This window comes from Selenomonas sp. FC4001, assembly GCF_000701565.1.
Taxonomy (GTDB): Bacteria; Bacillota; Negativicutes; order Selenomonadales; family Selenomonadaceae; genus Selenomonas_A; species Selenomonas_A ruminantium_B.
Window position 1 is genome coordinate 125,315 of record NZ_JNJF01000009.1, and the last position, 19,264, is coordinate 144,578.

Consider the following 19,264-nt stretch of genomic DNA (forward strand, 5'->3'; position numbering starts at 1 on the left):
ATTGAAGGAGGCGCAGACGATGAAGCGGATAAGCCTAGTTGTTTTGTGCCTCCTTTTTGGCATGCTGTTTTTCCTGCCTTCCGGGCGGGCGGCGGTGATTGGCACGGATTGGCAGTACCTGACGGAGGACAGCGAGGGCAAGTGGAAGTACTTTGACTTTGGCCGCTTCCAGTCTCCCATTCCCGGGGAAAATCACGAGGTCTGGCTGGAGGTTTCCCTGCTGCCTACGGAACCGCAGAAGAATACCCTGCTGTTTTCAACCGATGGGCAGGCAGTAGAGGTCTTTGTGGAGGGCAGCAAAATTTACAGCGATGGGGATTTTTCTGCCCGCTTTCTGGGGCATGGCCGCAAATGGCATTTGATGGAGCTGCCATATGTGCCCCATCAGACCATGCTGCTCTTTCACTTTTATGCGGATCACTCCCATCAGTTGGGGGTGTTTAAGAACTTTATCGTGGATAGCCAGGAGGCTCAGGCCAAGCGCATATTCTCGATGGATTTTCCCTATGTGATTTCTCTGCCAGTGGCAGTTCTGCTGGCCATGATTACCCTGATGTATGTATTCAACCGGGCGGCGCACCGCTGGCTTAATATCAAGCTGATTTTGCTGATGACGATAATCGGCATTTGGACGGTGAGCTTGTCCAATGTGAAGCAGTTGCTTTGGGATGCGCCGGTGGTTTGGCGGTTTCTGGAGAATTTCCTCTGTTATCTGCTGCCGGTGGTGGCCAACTCCCTGATGGCCGAAATATTGGAGGCGGATTTGCGCCCAGCCATTAACCGTACCGTGGTGGGGTATGCGGGGCTAGCTGGTGTGGCCCTGCTGCTCGAATTTACAGGACATGACGGCCTGCTCGTCTGCCGCCAGTTGCTCTATGGCTCCCTGCTCTGCTTACAGGCACTTGTCTTTCATAGCATGTGGGAGTCCATTCGACGGGGGAACACCTACGCCAAATTTGCACTGGTGCCCATGGTCGTAATGGCTGTTTTGGGCTTGGTAGATGGCGTCCTGCTCTACACCCGTTTCTGGAATTGGCATTTTTATCTGCTGCCGTTGGGCATCTATGCCTGCACCACCTTTGTCATCTGTATGGTGCGGGAGCAGATTGTGCGGGAACGGGAACTGGAGGCTCATGCGGAAGAACTGACGGTTGAAATTGCCGCCACCATGGCCCGCGCTGAATTGGACGAGTTGACAGGCTGCCGCAACCGGGGCGCTTTTGAAGATTTCATTCGTCAAAAGATTACGGCGGGCAAAAAGTTTTCGCTGATTATGCTGGATATTGATTACTTCAAAGACATTAACGACACCTATGGACATGAAGCTGGAGACAGGGTGCTGGGGCAGTTTGCGGAACTTGTGCGCAGTCAGCTGACGGAAAAACAGGAATTCTTCCGTTGGGGCGGTGAGGAGTTCGTTATCTACTGTCCTAAATATGATGTGAAACAGGCCTGTGTGCTGGCTGATACAATCCGCCATCAGGTGGAAGTGCATCCTTTCTTCCGTCATCGGCAGCTTACGGTAAGCGCTGGCGTGGCGCAGTGGCATGCGGATACCGACAGTCAGGTGGGCATCTTCCGCCGCATGGATGATGCTCTCTATAAAGCTAAGTGCAACGGCCGCAATCAGGTGGCGGTAGAATAAAAGCGGAGAAAAGGGAAAGGAGGCAGAGTGAGATGGGAAAAAGCATATATAGAATTTTGCTCTGCCTGGTTTTGGGACTGGGGTTGCTGGCAGGCGGCAGTGCGCAGGCTGCGGAACTCGAAGGCCCATGGCATTACTATGAATTTACGGGGGACCCCTTCACGGCCGCCCCGAATTTTGCCCGGCAGAATGTGGAAAGCTGGCCCCTCTTTGATTTGGAACGCCGGCCTCTCTTCAAGCAGGGCACCGACCGACTGCTCTTGGCAGTGAAGGTGAACGATACAGAGCCGCAAAAGAAAATCCTGCTCTTTTTGACAGCCAAACAGGCGGTGCGCATGTGGCTGGGGGATGAGTATTTCTTTTCGGCAGGCAGTTTTCAGCCACAGCGTTTTGATGAAGGCTCACAGCCCTATATGGTTCACTTGCCGGAATTTTCCGGTCAGCAGCTATTGGTGATTGAGCTCTATGCCCATGCTGCCAAAGACTTGGGCTGGTTTAGCATGTTTTCGGTAGATACAGAACAGGTTCAGATGAGCCAGCTCTTTTTTTCGGATATTCCGCTGGTCATCGCGATTCCCGTTGGTCTGGCCATCATTTTTATCATGTTCCTCTATTATTACTTCAATCCGCAGGGATGGAAACGGCTTTACGCGTATATCACCCTCTTTATGACGGTGTTCGTGTTCTGGTGTGTTAGTGCGTCCAACGTGAAAAGTCTCTTTGGGGATTGGCCACGTTTTTGGTGGTACATGCTGAGCATTTTTGCCTACCTGCTGCCCATCACCTCCAATCTCGTGCTGTTGGAACTCTTAAAGGGGAAAAGCTATGCCCGCATGAAATACTTGCTGGGCGCCAATGTGTTGCTCTTTGTGATAGCAATGACAGGCGAGTGCCTGGGCTTGCACACCATGAATGGCTTGATGCCCTTCTTCTATCTGCTCCTGCCTTTGGGGGAAGGCGTTGCTATATATTGGTGCATACAGGCAGCTAGGGAGGGGGATGCCCTCTGCAAGGCGGTACTGTTTCCCACGGTGGCCTTTACTCTGCTCGGGCTTTTTGACGGGCTTGCAGGTCACTATCATCTGTTGCCATGGCGTATGTATCTGACGCCGTTGGGGGCCTATGCCTTTTTGTACTTCGTTATCTGCATCCTGCGGGAGCAGGTGCGTCACGAGGAATCCCTGTTGCAGCAGACGGCCGGGCTGGAACAGGAAGTGGCCGTCATACAGCGAAAATCCGAAACCGATGCGCTTACGGGCTGTTATAACCGCAACAAGTTGAAGGATTTACTGGCGGCGGCTATCGCTAAGGCCCGGAAAAAAGACATCCCCTTTGGCATGCTGATGCTTGATATTGACTTCTTCAAGAAAATCAATGACAATTATGGCCATGATACCGGAGACGCAGTTTTGCGGGGCTTTGCCACCGTGGTGCGGCAGCAGCTGGACAAAGACGACCCCTGCGTCCGCTGGGGCGGCGAGGAATTCCTCGTGCTGGTAAACAGCGCCGATTTGACGGAAATAAAGGTTTTGGCCGAGAAGATTCGCCAGCAGGTGGAAGGTATGGTTTTTGCAGGCCATAGGATAACTTGTAGCATTGGCATCACCCTTTGGCAGAACGAAAAAGACACCGCCGCCACGCTGTTCAAGCGCGCCGATGGTGCCTTGTATCAGGCCAAGAATAATGGCCGGAATTGTGTAGTGGTCAATATGTGATTTTCTTGCCCGGACTTACAGCAGTGAGCCCGGGTATTTTAATGTGGCAAAATAATCATCAATGGTCTGGGCGCGGCGGATGAGTTCAATGGAACCGTTCTCGCGGAGCAACAGTTCTGCACACCAGAGCTTGCCATTGTAGTTAAAGCCCATGGCGCTGCCATGGGCGCCGGTGTCGTGGATAATCACGATATCGCCGACATTGATTTCCGGCAGTTTGCGGTCAATGGCAAATTTGTCGTTGTTCTCGCAGAGGGAACCTGTCACATCATAAACATGGTCGCAGGGGGCGTCCTCCTTGCCGGCTACGGTGATATGATGGTAAGCACCGTAGAGAGCCGGACGCATGAGGTTAGCCATGCAGGAATCCAGACCGATATAGTCCTTGTAGGTATGCTTTTCATGCAGGACAGTAGAAACCAGCCAGCCGGCAGGGCCGGTCATGGCACGGCCGCTTTCTGTCATAATGGCGACCTTATCGAGGCCATGGGGAACCATCATCTTGTTGTAGAGCTGATGGATGCCTTCGCCGATTTCCTTGAGGTTCAGCGGTTCTTCCTCGGGGCGGTAGGGAATGCCGAAACCGCCGCCAAGATTTACGAATTCCACGGAGATATCCAGTTTTTCCTTGAGTTCCACCGCCAAATCGAACATCAGGCGGGCAGTGAGCAGGAAGGCTTCCGTGCGGCGCTCGTTGGAAGCGACCATGGTGTGCAGGCCGAAGCGCTTGACGCCTTTTTCTTTTGCGCGGCGGTAGCCTTCGAGCATCTGGTCATGGGTCAGGCCGTATTTTGCTTCCGTGGGCTGGCCGATGATGTCGTTGCCTTCAACCTCGTCACCGGGATTGTAACGGAAGCAGAGCACCTGCGGCAGGCCTGCGTGTTCTTCGAGATAGTCCAGATGGGTGATGTCGTCCAAGTTGATGATGGCGCCCAGTTCCACGGCTTTTTGGAATTCGTCAGCGGGCGTATCGTTGGAGGTCAGCAGGATTTCCTCGCCCTTGAGGCCGGCGGCTTCGGAAATTAAGAGTTCGGCGAGGCTGCTGCAGTCGGTGCCAGCGCCTTCTTCGTGGAGAATCTGCACAATGCGGGGATTGGGCAGGGCTTTGACCGCAAACTGTTCATGGAAAGCCGGTGCCCAACTGAACGCATCTTTCAGGGCACGGATGTTTTCGCGGATGGCTTTTTCTTCATATATATGGAAGGGTGTGGGGAATTTCTGGATGACTTCATGTAATTTGTCAGTGGACAAAGGGAAATATTTTTTACTCATCGCTTTCCTCCTGTTGGTAGAGAGAATGATTATTAACTGTAAATTTGTAACTAATTATAACAGGGAGGTATACTATTGTCAATTAATATATGCGTCGTGTTATAAGAAATTATAAGCGGATTCGTGCAAAAGGTATCCCGTTTGTACGCTGTCAGGGGCAAATGGGGGAGTACTTTTTCTGTCTCCGCTAAACGACCCGCCCTGCAAGGTTATAGCTGTTTCGTTACCTGCGCCGGGCAGGCCGGCGGCGCTCCTTTCAGCGCATTAACTTAGTAACTTCCTACGGCGGGCCGGTCTTCGCTGCGCTCAGACAGTCGCTCCTACAGAAAAAGCACTCCCCCATTCGCCCAAAGGTACGGCCTGGGTTATTGCCTCGAATCCGTTACTCCCGTTACAAGAACATCGATGTACTTGTTGCTTACCACCTCCGCCCCCACTGAGTTGTAACAAAAATATTACAGCACGCACTAACTAATGAACGTTTTTTTTCCTGTCCTCTGCATCTTGCAGGCTTGACTCACCAAGAATTCATAGTACAATAGCAGATGAAGATGAGGTGAATGTGATGGCCCAGACGAAGCCTCCGAAAAGTGCGTTGAAGCGGCTGGCGGAGCTGGAAACGATTTGTGCGGATTTGGAAAATCAGCTGGCGGTGCTCCAGGCGGAGCGGGACAGCTATAGGGAAAAATACGAAGATATATTGGTGGAAAATATCCGCCTGCAGGAAAAGCTGACGGAAGTGAGGGAGCGTTTGCGCAAGCATGAGCCACTGGTGGAAAAGCCTGTGGCAGAAGAAGTTCCCACAGAGGAAGAAGCGCAGGTGGAGGAAGATAGCGACTGCTTTGCGGATTTGCCGTTAAAGGTTGCTGTTATCGGCGGCACTGAAGCCTGGCAGGCCAAGGTCGTGGCCCGCCATCCCGGCTTTAAGATAATTGGCAGCAATAAGAATTTTGACCGGGACAAACTGGCAGGGACGGATATCCTCGTGATTAATACCAACGCCGTTTCCCATGCCTGCACCCAGAAGGCCAAGAGTGAAGTGTCTAAGGGGGCGGAGGTGCTGAGTATTTCCACCAATAATCTGGACATTCTCGACCAAAAGATAAATGCGCTCCTGTTGTGAGGTGTTATAAATTATGCGTAGAATCCTGACTTTTTTGAAACTGTTTCGCTATGATTTGCTGGTGATGCTGGTGGCTCTGAAACATCGGGATACCCCGAAGAATGTGAAAGGGCTGTTAATCGCGGCGATTTTATACTTGGTCAGTCCGATTGATTTGATTCCCGATGCCATTCCTTTGGCAGGAGTCATTGATGATGCGGTGATTGTGCCGGCGGCGGTCATGGGACTTACGAATCTGCTGCCGTCGCATGTGCGCTATCAGGCAGAAGCGCAGGCGGGGAAAATGCTGCGCTATATGCCGGCCATTTTGTTTACGGCGACCCTGTTCGTCATCTGCTGGCTCGGGCTGGTTATCTATGGAATTTATCGATTGATTTTTTGAGGTGTAAGAAAAATTGCGTTTATATATTGCGGAAAAGCCCAGCATGGGGCGGGAGATCGCCAAATGCCTAAAGGGGCCTGTGCGCCGTGGTGACGGCTATCTGGAAACCGGGGAAGGGGTCGTGACCTGGCTCTTTGGTCATATCCTGCGCCAGGCGGAGCCTGACGAATACGACCCGAAGTATAAAAGATGGCGGGCTGAAGACCTGCCGATTATCCCGCAGCAGTGGAAGCTCTTTGTCGATAAATCCTGCGAAAAGCAGTTTGCCATCGTCAAGGGGCTCATTGAGCGCTGTGATGAAATCGTCCATGGCGGGGACCCTGACCGTGAGGGGCAGCTGCTGGTGGATGAGGTGCTCGACTATCTGGGCAATAAAAAGCCGGTCAAACGGATTCTCTTGAATGCCTTGGATGAGGCGAGTATCAAGAAAGCCAATGCCAACCTGCGGGAGAACAGTGAGTTCTTCAATCTCAAGCAGTCGGCACTGGCGCGGGCGCGGGCGGACTGGCTTATCGGCATGAATCTTTCGCGGGCTTATACGCTGGCGGCACGGCGGGCGGGCCATGATAAGTTGGTGCTGCCCGTTGGCCGGGTCAAGACGCCGACCCTGTCGCTTGTCGTGCGCCGGGAGCGAGAGATAGAGAACTTCAAGCCCGTCGATTACTATACGATTAAGGCCGAGTTTTCCCACGAGAATGGCCGCTTTGCCGCGCAGTGGAAGCCCAAGGATACCATGGCGGGGCTGGACAGCGAAAACCGCCTGATTGACAAGTCTATCGCCGAAGCAAAACTGGCAGAATTTCAGCAGGAGCCGCGCGAAGGTGTAATCTCGGCTTACCAAAAGACGAAAAAGCAGGAGCCGCAGCCCTTGCCGTTTTCCCTGTCCTCTTTGCAGGTGCTGGCGGGCAAGATGTTTGGCTATGCCCCGCAGGTGGTGCTCGATACGGCGCAGAAGCTTTACGAAAAAAAGCTCACCACCTATCCGCGTTCTGACTGTGAATATCTGCCCACCAATCAGTTTGGCGATGCCACGAAAATCATCACCAATCTGGCGCAGGCCGGAGATGAACGGCTGGCAGGCTGGACAAATGGCGTTGATACGAAATGCAAAAGCCGAGCCTGGAATGACAAGAAGATTTCGGCGCACCATGCTATCATTCCGACTATGGTCAAGGCCAATATGCAGACCATGACCACCGAGGAGCGCAATCTTTACTTTTTGATTGCCCGCGGCTATATGGCGCAGTTCTATCCGGTACACCTCTATGACCAGACCAAGGTCGAGGTTACCTATAAGGATGAACTGTTCACGGCCAGCGGGCGTACAGAGCGGGATTTGGGCTGGAAAATTATGTATCAGGCGGCAAAGAAAAAATCTGCCGACGAGGATAACGACAGCGACAATGAATCGGACGAGAGTGACGGAACCCTGCCTGTGATGAAGAAAAAGGATAATGTCACCTATGAAAAGGGCGATATTACCCAGCGCGCCACCAAACCGCCGGTACGCTTTACGGAATCCACGCTGCTCGCGGGCATGAAGGAAATCCACAAGTACGTGAAGAATCCCGAAGCCAAAAAGCAGTTAAAGGACGTCTACGGTATCGGCACCGAAGCTACGCGTGCGACCATTATCGAGGATTTGGTCAAGCGTAAATTCATGCAGAAACAGGGCAAGAAGAAGTATCTCGTGCCCACGCCTGCGGCCTATCTTCTGGTCGATGCCCTGCCTGATGAAATGACCTATCCTGACTCCACGGCGATTTGGGAGGATAAGCTCCATTCCATGTCCGAAGGGGACGGCACGTTGGAAGAATTTTTGCAGGGGCAGATTGAATTCACGAAAAAACTCTGCGGCAAGGCAGGCAATGCGCAGATGGAAGTCACGGGCGAAAATGTCTGTCCGCGCTGCCATAGCGGCGTACTGACCCAGCGCAAGGGGAAGAACGGCCTGTTCTGGGGCTGTTCCAACTATCCTAAATGCCGTATGACCTGCAACGATAAGGACGGCAAGCCGGATTTTGAAGATGCCAAGGCAAGAATGGCACGCAGTTTCCGCAATACTGCCCCTGCGGCAATATCGGCCAGTCAGCTGGCGCGGCAAAGCGGCGGAGCGGTGCGCACTCGTACTGCGCCCACGCCGCGACCGGCTCCCACAATGGCTTATGCCCAGACCGGCGCCGGCCCCAGTGCGCAGGATATGGCGGATTTGAATTCCCTGTTTGCTGCGGCCGATTACGAAGCACAGATGGCGGCCGATATGGCAAGCTATGAGGCCAGCCGTCCGGCATCACGCCAGTGGCAGAACTGGGGCGATAAGCCAAAGTATTCGGCAAGTCCCATGGAAAAAGCCGCCAAGGAAAGCAAGGCGGCGGATGATAAATATTTGTGTCCGAAATGCCGGGAAGGGCATTTGCGGCTGATTCGCGGGAAAAACGGGGCATTCTGGGGATGCACGAATTATCCGCGGTGTACGGCGACCTTCGATGATAATAAGGGCATGCCGTTATTGGATTCGTAGAACATCGATATACTAAGACGCGCGGTGTTCGGTAATATCTTTCCTTCGCTTAGACAGGTTTGTCAAGCTAAGGAAAGACATCACCGGACACCGCGCTTATTTGCATTACAAAATTTTTTTTCACATCGCTACACACTTTTGGCGTTCGGGGATATAAAGAACAGAAAGCAAGATAACAACACACAAAGATGTGAGGGGAAAATAAAATGGATAAGAAATTCATGAATAAGCTGGACGTTATGGAACTGGACATGGTAGCTGGAGGTAGTGCATTCTTTACAAGCAAGGAATGTGATAAAGGGATGAAGAAATTTATGGATAAATTGGAAAACAAAGTCAAAAATGGAGTTAAGGAAATAAAGGAGTTCTTCGATTTCTTTAAACCAAAGTGGACACAACCGGGTAAGCCCAAAAACAACATTCTCGCTTGATTACAGAATAGACAGAGAGCATATCGCATCCGATGTGCTCTTTTTATTTTGCCTGCTGAAGGCAGGGCGCATTGCTGGGCGGGGAACACTCCAATAAAAAACCGACCCGTCATTTGACGAGTCAGCTATGTATCCTGCGAATGAAATCAGAAGAAAATCGCACATTCAAACAGGCGGTTCCAAGGATGTGTAATATGGAATTTCTCCAGGGAAAGTCCTGCGGGGATTTTGATATTATTCTGGGCAAATGCTTTGAGCAGCTCTGTGCCTTTGGCGGCGGCAAAGCTGCGGGCACCGTTGAGGTCGCCGGTCTGCTGATTGTAGCCGGGCTGGCTCCAAACGGCACTAGCAAGGCTCTGGCGCACGTTGGCCTGATAGCCCCAATCTTCTAAGTAGCGGGTCAGCATCAGTTCTTCCTGCGACTGTCTGTCCATCCATTTGGCAAGCATCCCTGTGCCGAGCAGGAAGCCCGTGGTGTTGGTCGCGGTGTTCCAGCCACCGTAGGCCAGCAGTTTGAACTGCAAATCGGCTTTGTGCAACTCGTTCATCAGGGCATTATCCGCACCGTTGCCATAGGCGATATCGGCTACAGCTGTGGGATAGCCTTTGCTGACAAAATCCTTGACCATATTTACAAAAGGCTTGGTGCCTTTGCGGGGCTTAGTCGTGTTGGCGGGGGAGTTGGCCTCGCCGGTTTTGCCGTCCGGATTGGTGTTGATGGCCATGATAAGTTCAGCGCGTTCCGGTGCAGGAACCTGCAGGCCGCCGGCGGCGATAATGGTATTATCCATATCCATGCCGATTTTTTCGTTGCAATAAGCAGGGATGGTGTCGCGGCCTTTGCCGATATTGTAGGCGGTGTAGACAAAGGGAATATCGCGCTTGTCGTCAAGAATGGCCCGGCAGAGCATGACCATGGCGAGCTCATCGGCGCCGGAGGTTACCTGAAATTTCGTCTTGCCGATATTCTGGCCATATTCCTGCAGGTGGCGGATTTCGTAATGGGTCTGGGAGTATAAAGCGCCGTCATCACCGCCGAGCAGCAGGAAGGACAGGTTGTTCTGTCTGGTGAGGTCCATCAGCGCTTTGTTCGCATTGTAGTTGAGGTTGTGACGGTGCGTCCAGTCCTCCATGACAGCCGGAGCGATTTCCTGTTCCAGCTTCTGCATGGCGCGCTGTTCTTTTTTGGAGGCCAGCCCCATTTCGGTTTTATCGCGGAGCGCACTGTAGTCGCGGATTTTTACCGCGTTCTGCTGATAAATTGCCGGTTCCATGCCCGCGCCGGAATGGGTCGCGGTTAAGAGGGTGCGCAAAATGGTGCCAAAGCCGTAGACGGGCAGGCGGGGAAAATCCTGATGGAGTTTTTGGAAGCGGTTTACCCGTTCGGTGATTTGTTCCTGTGTCAGTTCATGGTTGCGGGAGCTGACGAGACTACCGTAAATCATGGCATCGGTGGAAACAACCGCGGCTGTTGCACCGCGTGCATTATCCTGCAGCCAATGCCAAAGGCCGTCCGGGTCGCCGTGCTGCTCACGACTGCCGAGCAAGGTTTCGGGCGGCACGACGATGTTATAACCGGCCTTCTCCGCAACTTCCCGCGTTTCCTTGTCCGTGATGGGACGGTTGTCAAGAGGGATAAAGATTATTTTCTTGCCCTGAACTGCAGGAGTGGCTGCTGCGGTGCTGAAATTGGTGGGCAGCAGGGTCAGGCAGAGGGCGATGGCAAATAACGTGATTATTTTTTTCAAGATAGTGAACCTCCTTTGTTGCATAGATAAAATTACCCTTATCTTTATTCGTTGTTAAAGGTAATTATTCCTGCTTTTGAGGCGTTGGTGCTGGGGGAGGGGGCATATTTTGCGGGTTCCACTAAATGTCTGGCATGGGAAAGTCGTGGCTTATAGGTGCTTGCGCCGGTTACCACGGCGCACTGACATCTTAGCTTGTTGGCCTTTCGTGGAGCCAGCCAGCGGAGCAGTCGTTCCACCCGCAAAACATGCCCCCTCCCCCAATCCACTGCCCGTTTTTTCCTGCGCGAAGTTTTATGCGCAGGACTGTCTTTTATGGTATAATGCTTTCATAATCTAAGGAATATGTTTGAAGCGTTTTATTGTGGGAAAGCACATTCCCCACAATAGCAATCGATGAAAAAGTAAGCGAATAGCAACGGCCGCAAAAGCGGCAGGAGCGGGGACACGATTGGGGAGCGGAACGACTGCTCCGCTGGCTGGCAAGTCAAAAAAACTGGACAATGCGATGTAAATGCGCCGTGGTGACCGGCGCGAGTAACTAGATTCACGCACTAATCATGCCAGACATTTAGTGCAGCTCCCCAATCGTGCCCCCGCTCCCAGCACTTATTAGCAACTATTACGAACAAGAGAAAGGTAATCAAAAAATGAGCAATTTTATAGACCTCGGCATCAGCGAAGCGTTAGCCGCTGTTTTAACGAAACAGAATATTGAATCCCCTATGAAGGTGCAGGAGGCTGTTATTCCAAAAGTTTTGGGCGGCGGCAATTTGGTGGCTCAGGCCCCCACGGGCACAGGCAAAACGCTGGCCTATCTGCTGCCGGTTTTGCAGAAAATCGACACGGATTCCCGCGATGTGCAGGCGGTGATTTTAGCGCCGACTTATGAGCTGGCCATGCAGATTACAAATGTGGCGCGTGACCTCGCGCAGGGCGCAGGTCTGGGGCTCAAGGTGCAGGGGCTTATCGGCGGGGCCAATATTGCCCGCCAAATGGATAAGCTGAAAGATAAACCACAGCTGATTGTGGGTTCTGCCGGCCGCATTATCGAACTGGCGCAGAAGAATAAACTCAAACTGCATAAGGTCAAAATGCTGGTACTCGACGAGTTCGACCGCCTCTTTGACGACCAGAATATGGAAAACACCGCGGATGTCGTGCGCCTGCTGCCGGAAGACCGTCAGGTGGTGATGGTTTCGGCAACGGCACCGAAAAAGGCCTTGGAGCGGGCAGATTTCCTGCAGCATCCGGAAGTCATCAAGGTGGAGGCAGACCCTGCAGTACAGGCTCTGCGCGAAGACCTCTACCGCATGACGCCGTTCCGCAACAAGGTGGAAACGGTGCGTCATTTGGCCCGCCGTCTGGCAGTCAAGCGCGGGCTGGTCTTTATCAACAAAGTCTTTGATGCCGAGCGCATTTTGGCGCAGCTGCGCTACGAAGGTTTTATGGTGGGCACGCTCTTGGGACATAATAACAAGCAGGCCCGCCAGAAGGCCATTGCCGATTTTAAGGCAGGGCGCATTAAGCTCCTGCTCTCCACGGATTTAGCGGCTCGCGGCCTCGATATTCCGGATGTAGACTATGTATTCAACCTCGACCTGCCGGAAAGCAGTGAAGTTTATCAGCACCGTGCAGGCCGTACGGCCCGTGCCGGAGCCAAGGGCACGGTTATCACGCTGGCGGACAACAAGGAAGCCTACAAGCTAGAGCAGCTCGAAAAGAAGCTGGGCATAGCGTTCAAGCCGTTGAAGGGCGGCGATAAGCCTGCACCGGCCAAGAAAAAAGCGGCTGTGAAGAAGAACAATAACAACACGTTGCCGAAAAAAACTTTCTCTAAAAATAAGAAACATACAAATCGGCAGGGAAAACGGAAGGCAACGGCGAAGTAAACCAAATACATAACCATAGGTGAGCGAAAACATTTGGAGGGAATAACTTTTGGACATTGTACCGATACTATTGCAGTTAGTACTGGTCGCGTTTTTAATCTTTATGAATGGCTTTTTTGTGGCGGCAGAGTTTGCCTGCGTGAAAATCCGTTCGTCACGGCTGGAAACCTTGATTGCGGAGGGCAGCCGCCGGGCGGTGTACGCCAAAAGGCTCACCGACCATCTGGATGCGTCACTTTCTGTAACCCAGCTGGGCATTACGCTGGCCTCATTGGGCTTAGGCTGGGTCGGTGAACCGGCCGTAGCGCAGCTTATCCTGCCATTTACGCAGATGGCGGGGCTGGATGATATGGTGGGACATACCCTGTCTTTAGTGGTGGCATTTTCCATCATCACAGCGGGGCATATTGTGCTGGGTGAACTTACGCCGAAGACTATGGCCATTCAGAACGTGGAAAAAATCATGCTGTCGGTCGCTCTGCCCATGCTGATTTTTCATCGCATTATGTATCCCTTTGTCTGGCTGCTCAATCATGTGGCCAACTGGGTGACGGCGCGTATGGGCTTTAAGGCTGCCAGCGAAAGTGAATCAGCCCATACGGAAGAAGAAATCCGCTTGCTTATGGAGGAAAGCCACAGGCAGGGCTTGATTGATGATACCGAAGCAGATTTTGTAGACAATGTCTTTGACTTCACGGAGCTCAACGTGCGGGAAATCATGACGCCGCGTACGGATATGGTGGTTATTTATCTGGAGGACAGCTGGCAGGCGAATATGGATGTAATTCTCTCCGAGCAGATGACCCGTTATCCCATTTGCAAGGAGGACAAAGACCATATCATCGGTTTCCTGCATGTGAAGGATTTGATGAAGGCCATGGCCAGCGGGCGGCGGCCGAATTTCCGCAAACTGGCGCGCAAGGCGCTGGTGGTGCCCGAGAGCATGGATGTCAATGTTCTCTTAAAGACCATGCAGGGCAGCCACAGTCAGATGGCTATTGTCGTGGACGAGTATGGTGGGACGGCAGGCATGGTGACCATTGAGGACATCATGGAGGAAATCGTCGGCGACATTCAGGACGAGTTTGACGAGGAACGTCCCACGGCGGAAGCCAGAGGCAACAATGTATATTCGGTGGATGCCAAGATGCTCTTGGAAGAACTCGAAGATATTTTGGAAATCACCATTGAAGATGAAGATGTGGACAGCGTAGGGGGCTGGCTTTATGACCAGATTGGCAGTGAGCCAAAGGTCGGTCAGATGGCAGCAGCTCAGGGAAATTTTTTCTACGTGGAAGAAGTGGACGGAGCGCGGATTACCCGCGTTTTAATAAAATTAGCTCATGAACTCACTGAGGAACATGAGGAAATTGTTTAATTTTATGTCTGGGAAAGAGGAGTGGGTGTGATGAAACTATTTCGGACACTGCTAGGGCTGATGTTGGTTGCTGTGACCATGTTGTGCTTTACGGGGTGCGGCGGCGGAAGTGCATCGGGCACGGTGTTTTACCTGAACCATAAGGATGGGGACGGTTTTACCGACATGATTAAGAAGTCCTTTGAGGACAAGGCGAAAGCTGCCGGCATTCCGATGGAATTTCGGGATGCCAAGGGCGACGTGAACATGCAGATTGACCAGATGAAGGAGGCCATTGCGGCAAAGCCCAGTGCTATTGTGCTGCTGGCTGTTGATGGCACGGCGATGGTGCCCATGGTGGAGAAGGCCAACGAGGCCGGTATTCCCATCATCATCACCAACCGCGGCCTGAACGGCGGCAAATTCCTTTCCTGCATGCCCGATGAGAAGCAGGCGGGGATTATGCAGGGCGAATACATGGCCAAGAACCTGCCGCCCAATGCCAAGGTGGTTTATCTCGAAGGCGAAAAAGGTTTTGCGGGCAGCGTTCTGCGCTGGCAGGGATTCAAAGAAGCCTGCTTGGACAAGCGTCCGGATGTGCAGCTTCTGGCCAGCATCTCCGCCAACTGGAGTACCGCGGATGCTCTCAAAAACGTAGCGCTTTGGACGAAGCTGTTCCCCCAGATTGACGGGGTTATTGCGGCCAACGATGGCATGGCCATCGGTGCGGTGCAGGCGCTTAAAGATGCGGGCCGCTTAAATGGCTGTCTGGTATCCGGTGTTGACGCCGTGGATGATGCCCTGAAGCTTATCGCTGCCGGGGAAATGAGCCAATCGGTCAAGCAGGATGCCGAAGCTTTGGCGGCTGGGGCCTTTCAGCTGACCGAATCCTGTCTGAAGGGGAATGTTCCCACGGAGAACATCACGGTGAACTTTACCCCCGTTACCAAGGAAAATGTAGCGCAGTTCCGCAAATAAGGGGAGGGGGATACCGTCATGGAAAACCTGAGTGTGAGAACCAAGATATTGCTGCTGTCGGCGATTATGCTGATTATCACCTGCGTGGTGGCGGCAGTGGGGATTTATTCCAATCACAAGTCCAAACAGTCCTTGGACGATATGTATAACTACAACCTCATGACCACCCAGTACCTCAATGATGCCAACAACCATCTGCGGGGCATTGATGTGGATGTGGCCTATCTGTTGCAGCAGGATTTCTCTCTGGACAGCCGCAAGGTTGTGCTGGCGGATATCAGCGGACGATTGTCTGCCATCAAGGACAATATCGCCAAGGTCAAGGAAATCGACAAAAGCAGCCGGGCGCAGGAAATCATTGCCAGCCTGGAAAAAAATATCGTGACGGCCGAATCCAAGGTCAAGGCCTGTGAATCGCTGGGCACCACCCAGGCGGACAAGATAAAACTCTTTGAGAACCTCTCCACCACGGACGTTATCGCTACGGATATGGCAGTGCTGACTCCGGATAATGTATTGCAGGGCAAGGTGCTCTTTGAGGAAAACAATGCCAATTACGATTTGACCATTAAGATTTTCGTGGGCATTATTCTGGCAGGCCTGCTGGTGGGGATTGCCATTGCGTTCCTGATTGCCCAGAATATCGCATCTCCGCTGGCTGCCTCCATTGGCGCGCTCAATGCTGTGGCTGACGGTGACCTCACGCAGGAAATTCCTGCCGAACTTGCCCATCGGCAGGATGAAGTGGGCATGATGGTGCAGGCCCTTGACAAAATGCAGAAATCCCTGCGTTCCGTGCTGAAAAATGTCCATGACGAGGCGGAAAACAGCGCCAACATGGTGACGGATGTTCAGGCTTTGGTCGGCAACCTCAATGAAAGCACGCAGGATATGTCGGCTGTAACCGAGGAAATGGCCGCTGGCATGGAAGAAACCGCTGCCTCCACCGTGAGCATGCAGAATCTTTCCGACCATCTGCGGGAAAAAATCCATGCTACGGCTAAGGACGCTGCTGACAGTGAGGGCTATACCGTGGAAATTGCCCAGCGGGCAGGCTCGCTCAAGGCCACCATGGAAAAATCCAGCAAAGAAGCCGAACAGATGTATGAGGGCACGAAGAAATCCCTCGAAGAAGCCATTGAGTCCGTTAAGGTTGTCGATAACATCAATAACCTCACGCAGGACATTACGGAAATCGCCGAGCAGACCAATCTGCTGGCCCTCAATGCCGCCATCGAAGCAGCCAGAGCCGGCGATGCAGGCCGTGGCTTTGCTGTAGTTGCTGACGAGGTCAGAAAGCTGGCTGAACAGTCCCATGACACTGCCGAAAAGATTAAGGGACTCACCAGCAAGGTGACCGGTTCGGTGCAGAACCTCTCCGATGGTGCCTTTGACCTCTTGAAGTTCATGGACGAAAAGGTGGGCAAGGATTACGAGCTCATCAACGAAACGGCTATTCGCTATCAGGAAGATGCCGATTACGTCAATGAATTTGCCAAGAAGAGCAACACGGCATCGCAGGACCTCATCCGCGCCGTGGAAACCATGAACCAGTCCATGGAAGAAATCGCCAAGGCCACCCATGAAGGGGCTGTGGGCAATACCACCGTGGCTGAAAAAGTCACTGACGTGGCCCAGAAGGCTAACGACATTCTCGAAATGATGAACGCCTCCATGGAAGGCGCCGAAAACCTCAAGAAACAAGTAGCGAAGTTTAAGGTATAGCAGGAATTTTAATACCGGCTGACGAATAAGTTAGCCGGTATTTTTTTATAGAATAAATACTTATGGTGTTCTTGTATTGTAATATTGTATACAAATAGTGTATAATAACCCTATGACTTTAACTTGGAATGTAAACTTAGAGACTGTGAGGTTGTGTTTTGTCATGGCTCCGCAGACGGTGGGGAGGGCTTGATTTGATGATGAATGGAGCTCAGGCGGTATTGGAGAGCCTGAAAAAGGAAGGCGTGGATGTGGTGTTCGGCTATCCTGGGGGAGCGGTGCTGACACTGTATGACGCGGTTTACAAGATGAAATTTCCGCATGTTTTGACCCGGCATGAGCAGGGGGCTATTCATGCGGCGGATGGTTACGCGCGGGCTACCGGGAAAGTCGGGGTGGTCTTTGCCACTTCCGGGCCGGGGGCAACGAACCTCATTACAGGTATCGCCACGGCCTGCACGGATTCGGTGCCGCTTGTCTGCATCACGGGGCAGGTGGCCAATCCCTATATCGGCAAGGATTCTTTCCAGGAGGCCGATATTTTCGGCATTACGACGCCGATTACCAAGCATAACTATCTGGTCAAGGATGTCAAGGAACTGCCGCACGTTCTGAAAGAGGCGTTCTTTATCGCCCGCACGGGACGCAAGGGGCCGGTGGTCATTGATGTGGCCAAGGATGTTTTTGATGCCAAAATCGACTATGAATATCCGGAAACGGTAAAACTGCGTGGCTATTCTGGTGTCTATGATGGCCATGAAGAGGAAATTGCGGCCGCGGTGGAAGCGGTGCGCAAGGCGGAACGGCCGCTGATTTTTGCGGGCGGTGGTATCATCAGTTCCGATACCGCCGCCGAGGTGCAGAAGCTGGCGCAGAAATTGGGTGTGCCGGTGACCTCAACGCTTTTGGGGCTTGGCTCCGTGTCTGCTGATACCGAGGGCTTTTTGGGCTTTGCGGGGATGCATGGCAGCTATGCTGCTAATATGGCCATTCAGAAATGCGACCTGCTGCTGTGTATCGGCATGCGCTTCAGCGACCGCGTGACCGGCAGAGTGGACGGCTTTGCACCCAAGGCAAAAATCGTTCACTTTGAACTCGACCGGGCGGAAATCAATAAGAATGTCACGGCGGATTTGCAGGTGCTTGGTGATTTGCGCTGGACTTTGCCCCGCTTCAATGAACAGCTGGCGGCTGTCGGCGAACCGTTTGCCGAGAAGTTTAAGGGCTGGAAGGATGAAGTGGTGCAAATGCACAAAGAACATCCCTTCAGCTATGTGGAACAGGGGGACGTCATTAAACCGGGGGCACTCATTCGGAAAGTCAGCGAGCTTTCCGATAAGGATACCATTGCGGTTACGGATGTGGGCCAGCATCAGATGTGGGCGGCACAGTTCTTTGATGTATTTAAGCCTCGTCATTTCCTGACCTCTGGCGGTCAGGGCACGATGGGGTACGGTTTGCCTGCGGCTATGGGTGCTAAGATAGGTGCACCCAAGAGCAAAGTCGTACTCTTTACCGGTGACGGCAGTATTATGATGAACTGTCAGGAATTTGCCACCATTGCGGACAACAATATCGATGTGAAGGTGGTCATTGTCCATAACTGCATCTTGGGCATGGTGGGGCAGTGGCAGCGCCTGTTCTACAATCATCATTATTCCCAGTCCGAACTCAAGGGCAAGACGGATTTTGTGAAATTGGCAGAGGCCATGGGGCTAAAAGGCTACCGGCTGACCAAGAAGGAAGAACTCGACACGGTATTGCCGCAGATTATGGCCGAAGAAGGGCCTGCTCTTATCGATGTGCTGATTCCCGAGGAGGAAGATGTCCTGCCGATGGTTCCGGGCGGCAAGCGGCTTGACCAGATGGTGCTGGGAGGTAGCAAATGATGAAGAAATATTTACTCGCGGTTCTTGTAGACAATAAACCTGGTGTTCTGACCCATGTATCGGGGCTTATCAGCCGCCGGGCCTTCAATATCGAAAGTATTTCCGCTGGCTACACCGAGGAGCCGGATGTGACCCGCATCAATATCGTGGTGTCGGTGGAGTCGAAAAATGAACTCGACCAGGTGGTTACACAGCTGGGCAAACTCATTGACGTTATCAAAATCGTCAACCTCAGCGAGGTCGAATCCATTGAGCGCGAGCTCGTGATGATTAAAGTCCGGGCGGACAAGAGCAACCGTGCTGAGCTTATCGATATCGTCAATATCTTCCGCGCCAGCATCGTGGATGTGAGTCAGGAAAATGTCGTCATCGAACTCACGGGTCAGCAGAGCAAGATTGACGGCATTATCGAGGTGCTGTCGGAGTACGAGATTATCGAAATTGCCCGCACGGGCGCCATCGCTCTTTCCCGTGGGCCGGTGCCGGTTAAGCGGATGTAAAAATAAATAGCGGATGTTAAGGCTGAAAAAGTCAAACTGCAAGCAGGCAGTGGGCTTTTTCAGCCTTTTTTTGAAATTTTTTTTTA

General features: G+C 52.6%; 14 protein-coding genes. 12 read left to right on the forward strand and 2 right to left on the reverse strand.

The annotated features are described in order from the left end of the window. Positions 1–19 precede the first annotated feature (19 nt). Positions 20–1,645, forward strand: a complete 1,626-nt coding sequence (locus T320_RS04205) for a GGDEF domain-containing protein (RefSeq protein WP_037353271.1) — start codon at positions 20–22, stop codon at positions 1,643–1,645. A gap of 32 nt (positions 1,646–1,677) precedes the next feature. Then, complete coding sequence (locus T320_RS04210; RefSeq protein ID WP_037353272.1) at positions 1,678–3,360, forward strand: GGDEF domain-containing protein; 1,683 nt, start codon at positions 1,678–1,680, stop codon at positions 3,358–3,360. A 15-nt stretch (positions 3,361–3,375) separates the two neighbouring features. On the opposite strand, the gene T320_RS04215 is transcribed toward T320_RS04210, so the two are convergent. After that, positions 3,376–4,632, reverse strand: a complete 1,257-nt coding sequence (locus tag T320_RS04215; protein ID WP_037353276.1) for a diaminopimelate decarboxylase family protein — start codon at positions 4,630–4,632, stop codon at positions 3,376–3,378. Between the two features lie 565 nt (positions 4,633–5,197). Here T320_RS04215 and T320_RS04220 point away from each other — a divergent pair. The 4 genes from T320_RS04220 to T320_RS04235 all read left to right on the forward strand — a co-directional run bounded on the left by T320_RS04220 (position 5,198) and on the right by T320_RS04235 (position 9,089). Further along, the gene (locus T320_RS04220; protein ID WP_037353279.1) at positions 5,198–5,755 is read left to right on the forward strand and encodes a hypothetical protein; all 558 of its coding nucleotides are present in this window, start codon (positions 5,198–5,200) and stop codon (positions 5,753–5,755) included. 13 nt (positions 5,756–5,768) lie between these two features. Further along, positions 5,769–6,137 (forward strand): YkvA family protein, encoded by a 369-nt coding sequence (locus T320_RS04225; RefSeq protein ID WP_026759426.1) that lies wholly within the window; start codon positions 5,769–5,771, stop codon positions 6,135–6,137. A 13-nt stretch (positions 6,138–6,150) separates the two neighbouring features. Then, entirely contained in the window at positions 6,151–8,658 is a 2,508-nt protein-coding gene (locus T320_RS04230) for a DNA topoisomerase III (protein WP_037353282.1), read from the forward strand. 206 nt (positions 8,659–8,864) lie between these two features. Next, positions 8,865–9,089, forward strand: coding sequence for a hypothetical protein (locus tag T320_RS04235; protein WP_037353284.1), 225 nt, complete (start codon positions 8,865–8,867; stop codon positions 9,087–9,089). A 146-nt stretch (positions 9,090–9,235) separates the two neighbouring features. Here the strand turns inward: T320_RS04235 and T320_RS04240 are convergent, their stop codons facing one another. Next, entirely contained in the window at positions 9,236–10,837 is a 1,602-nt protein-coding gene (locus T320_RS04240; RefSeq protein WP_051608586.1) for a DUF4127 family protein, read from the reverse strand. A 650-nt stretch (positions 10,838–11,487) separates the two neighbouring features. Between T320_RS04240 and T320_RS04245 the strand changes: the two genes are divergently transcribed. The 6 genes from T320_RS04245 (at position 11,488) to ilvN (ending at position 19,178) form a co-directional block, all read left to right on the forward strand. Further along, the gene (locus tag T320_RS04245; protein ID WP_037353286.1) at positions 11,488–12,729 is read left to right on the forward strand and encodes a DEAD/DEAH box helicase; all 1,242 of its coding nucleotides are present in this window, start codon (positions 11,488–11,490) and stop codon (positions 12,727–12,729) included. A 49-nt stretch (positions 12,730–12,778) separates the two neighbouring features. Beyond that, a complete protein-coding gene (locus T320_RS04250; RefSeq protein ID WP_037353288.1) occupies positions 12,779–14,107 on the forward strand; it encodes a hemolysin family protein in 1,329 nt (442 codons plus the stop codon). A gap of 30 nt (positions 14,108–14,137) precedes the next feature. Then, positions 14,138–15,064 (forward strand): sugar ABC transporter substrate-binding protein, encoded by a 927-nt coding sequence (locus tag T320_RS04255; protein ID WP_037353290.1) that lies wholly within the window; start codon positions 14,138–14,140, stop codon positions 15,062–15,064. 18 nt (positions 15,065–15,082) lie between these two features. Next, positions 15,083–16,789 (forward strand): methyl-accepting chemotaxis protein, encoded by a 1,707-nt coding sequence (locus T320_RS04260; protein WP_037353293.1) that lies wholly within the window; start codon positions 15,083–15,085, stop codon positions 16,787–16,789. A 197-nt stretch (positions 16,790–16,986) separates the two neighbouring features. Beyond that, positions 16,987–18,678, forward strand: a complete 1,692-nt coding sequence (gene ilvB, locus T320_RS04265) for a biosynthetic-type acetolactate synthase large subunit (protein WP_037353297.1) — start codon at positions 16,987–16,989, stop codon at positions 18,676–18,678. Further along, the gene (gene ilvN, locus T320_RS04270; RefSeq protein ID WP_026759418.1) at positions 18,678–19,178 is read left to right on the forward strand and encodes an acetolactate synthase small subunit; all 501 of its coding nucleotides are present in this window, start codon (positions 18,678–18,680) and stop codon (positions 19,176–19,178) included. Before ilvB ends, ilvN begins: the two co-directional genes overlap by 1 nt. Positions 19,179–19,264 lie beyond the last annotated feature (86 nt).

Coding starts and splice junctions, on each gene's coding strand:
- T320_RS04205 (WP_037353271.1), top strand. CDS start 20: ATGAAGCGGATAAGCCTAGTTGTTTTGTGCCTCCTTTTTGGCATGCTG.
- T320_RS04210 (WP_037353272.1), top strand. CDS start 1,678: ATGGGAAAAAGCATATATAGAATTTTGCTCTGCCTGGTTTTGGGACTG.
- T320_RS04215 (WP_037353276.1), bottom strand. CDS start 4,632: ATGAGTAAAAAATATTTCCCTTTGTCCACTGACAAATTACATGAAGTC.
- T320_RS04220 (WP_037353279.1), top strand. CDS start 5,198: ATGGCCCAGACGAAGCCTCCGAAAAGTGCGTTGAAGCGGCTGGCGGAG.
- T320_RS04225 (WP_026759426.1), top strand. CDS start 5,769: ATGCGTAGAATCCTGACTTTTTTGAAACTGTTTCGCTATGATTTGCTG.
- T320_RS04235 (WP_037353284.1), top strand. CDS start 8,865: ATGGATAAGAAATTCATGAATAAGCTGGACGTTATGGAACTGGACATG.
- T320_RS04245 (WP_037353286.1), top strand. CDS start 11,488: ATGAGCAATTTTATAGACCTCGGCATCAGCGAAGCGTTAGCCGCTGTT.
- T320_RS04255 (WP_037353290.1), top strand. CDS start 14,138: ATGAAACTATTTCGGACACTGCTAGGGCTGATGTTGGTTGCTGTGACC.
- T320_RS04260 (WP_037353293.1), top strand. CDS start 15,083: ATGGAAAACCTGAGTGTGAGAACCAAGATATTGCTGCTGTCGGCGATT.
- ilvB (WP_037353297.1), top strand. CDS start 16,987: ATGATGAATGGAGCTCAGGCGGTATTGGAGAGCCTGAAAAAGGAAGGC.
- ilvN (WP_026759418.1), top strand. CDS start 18,678: ATGAAGAAATATTTACTCGCGGTTCTTGTAGACAATAAACCTGGTGTT.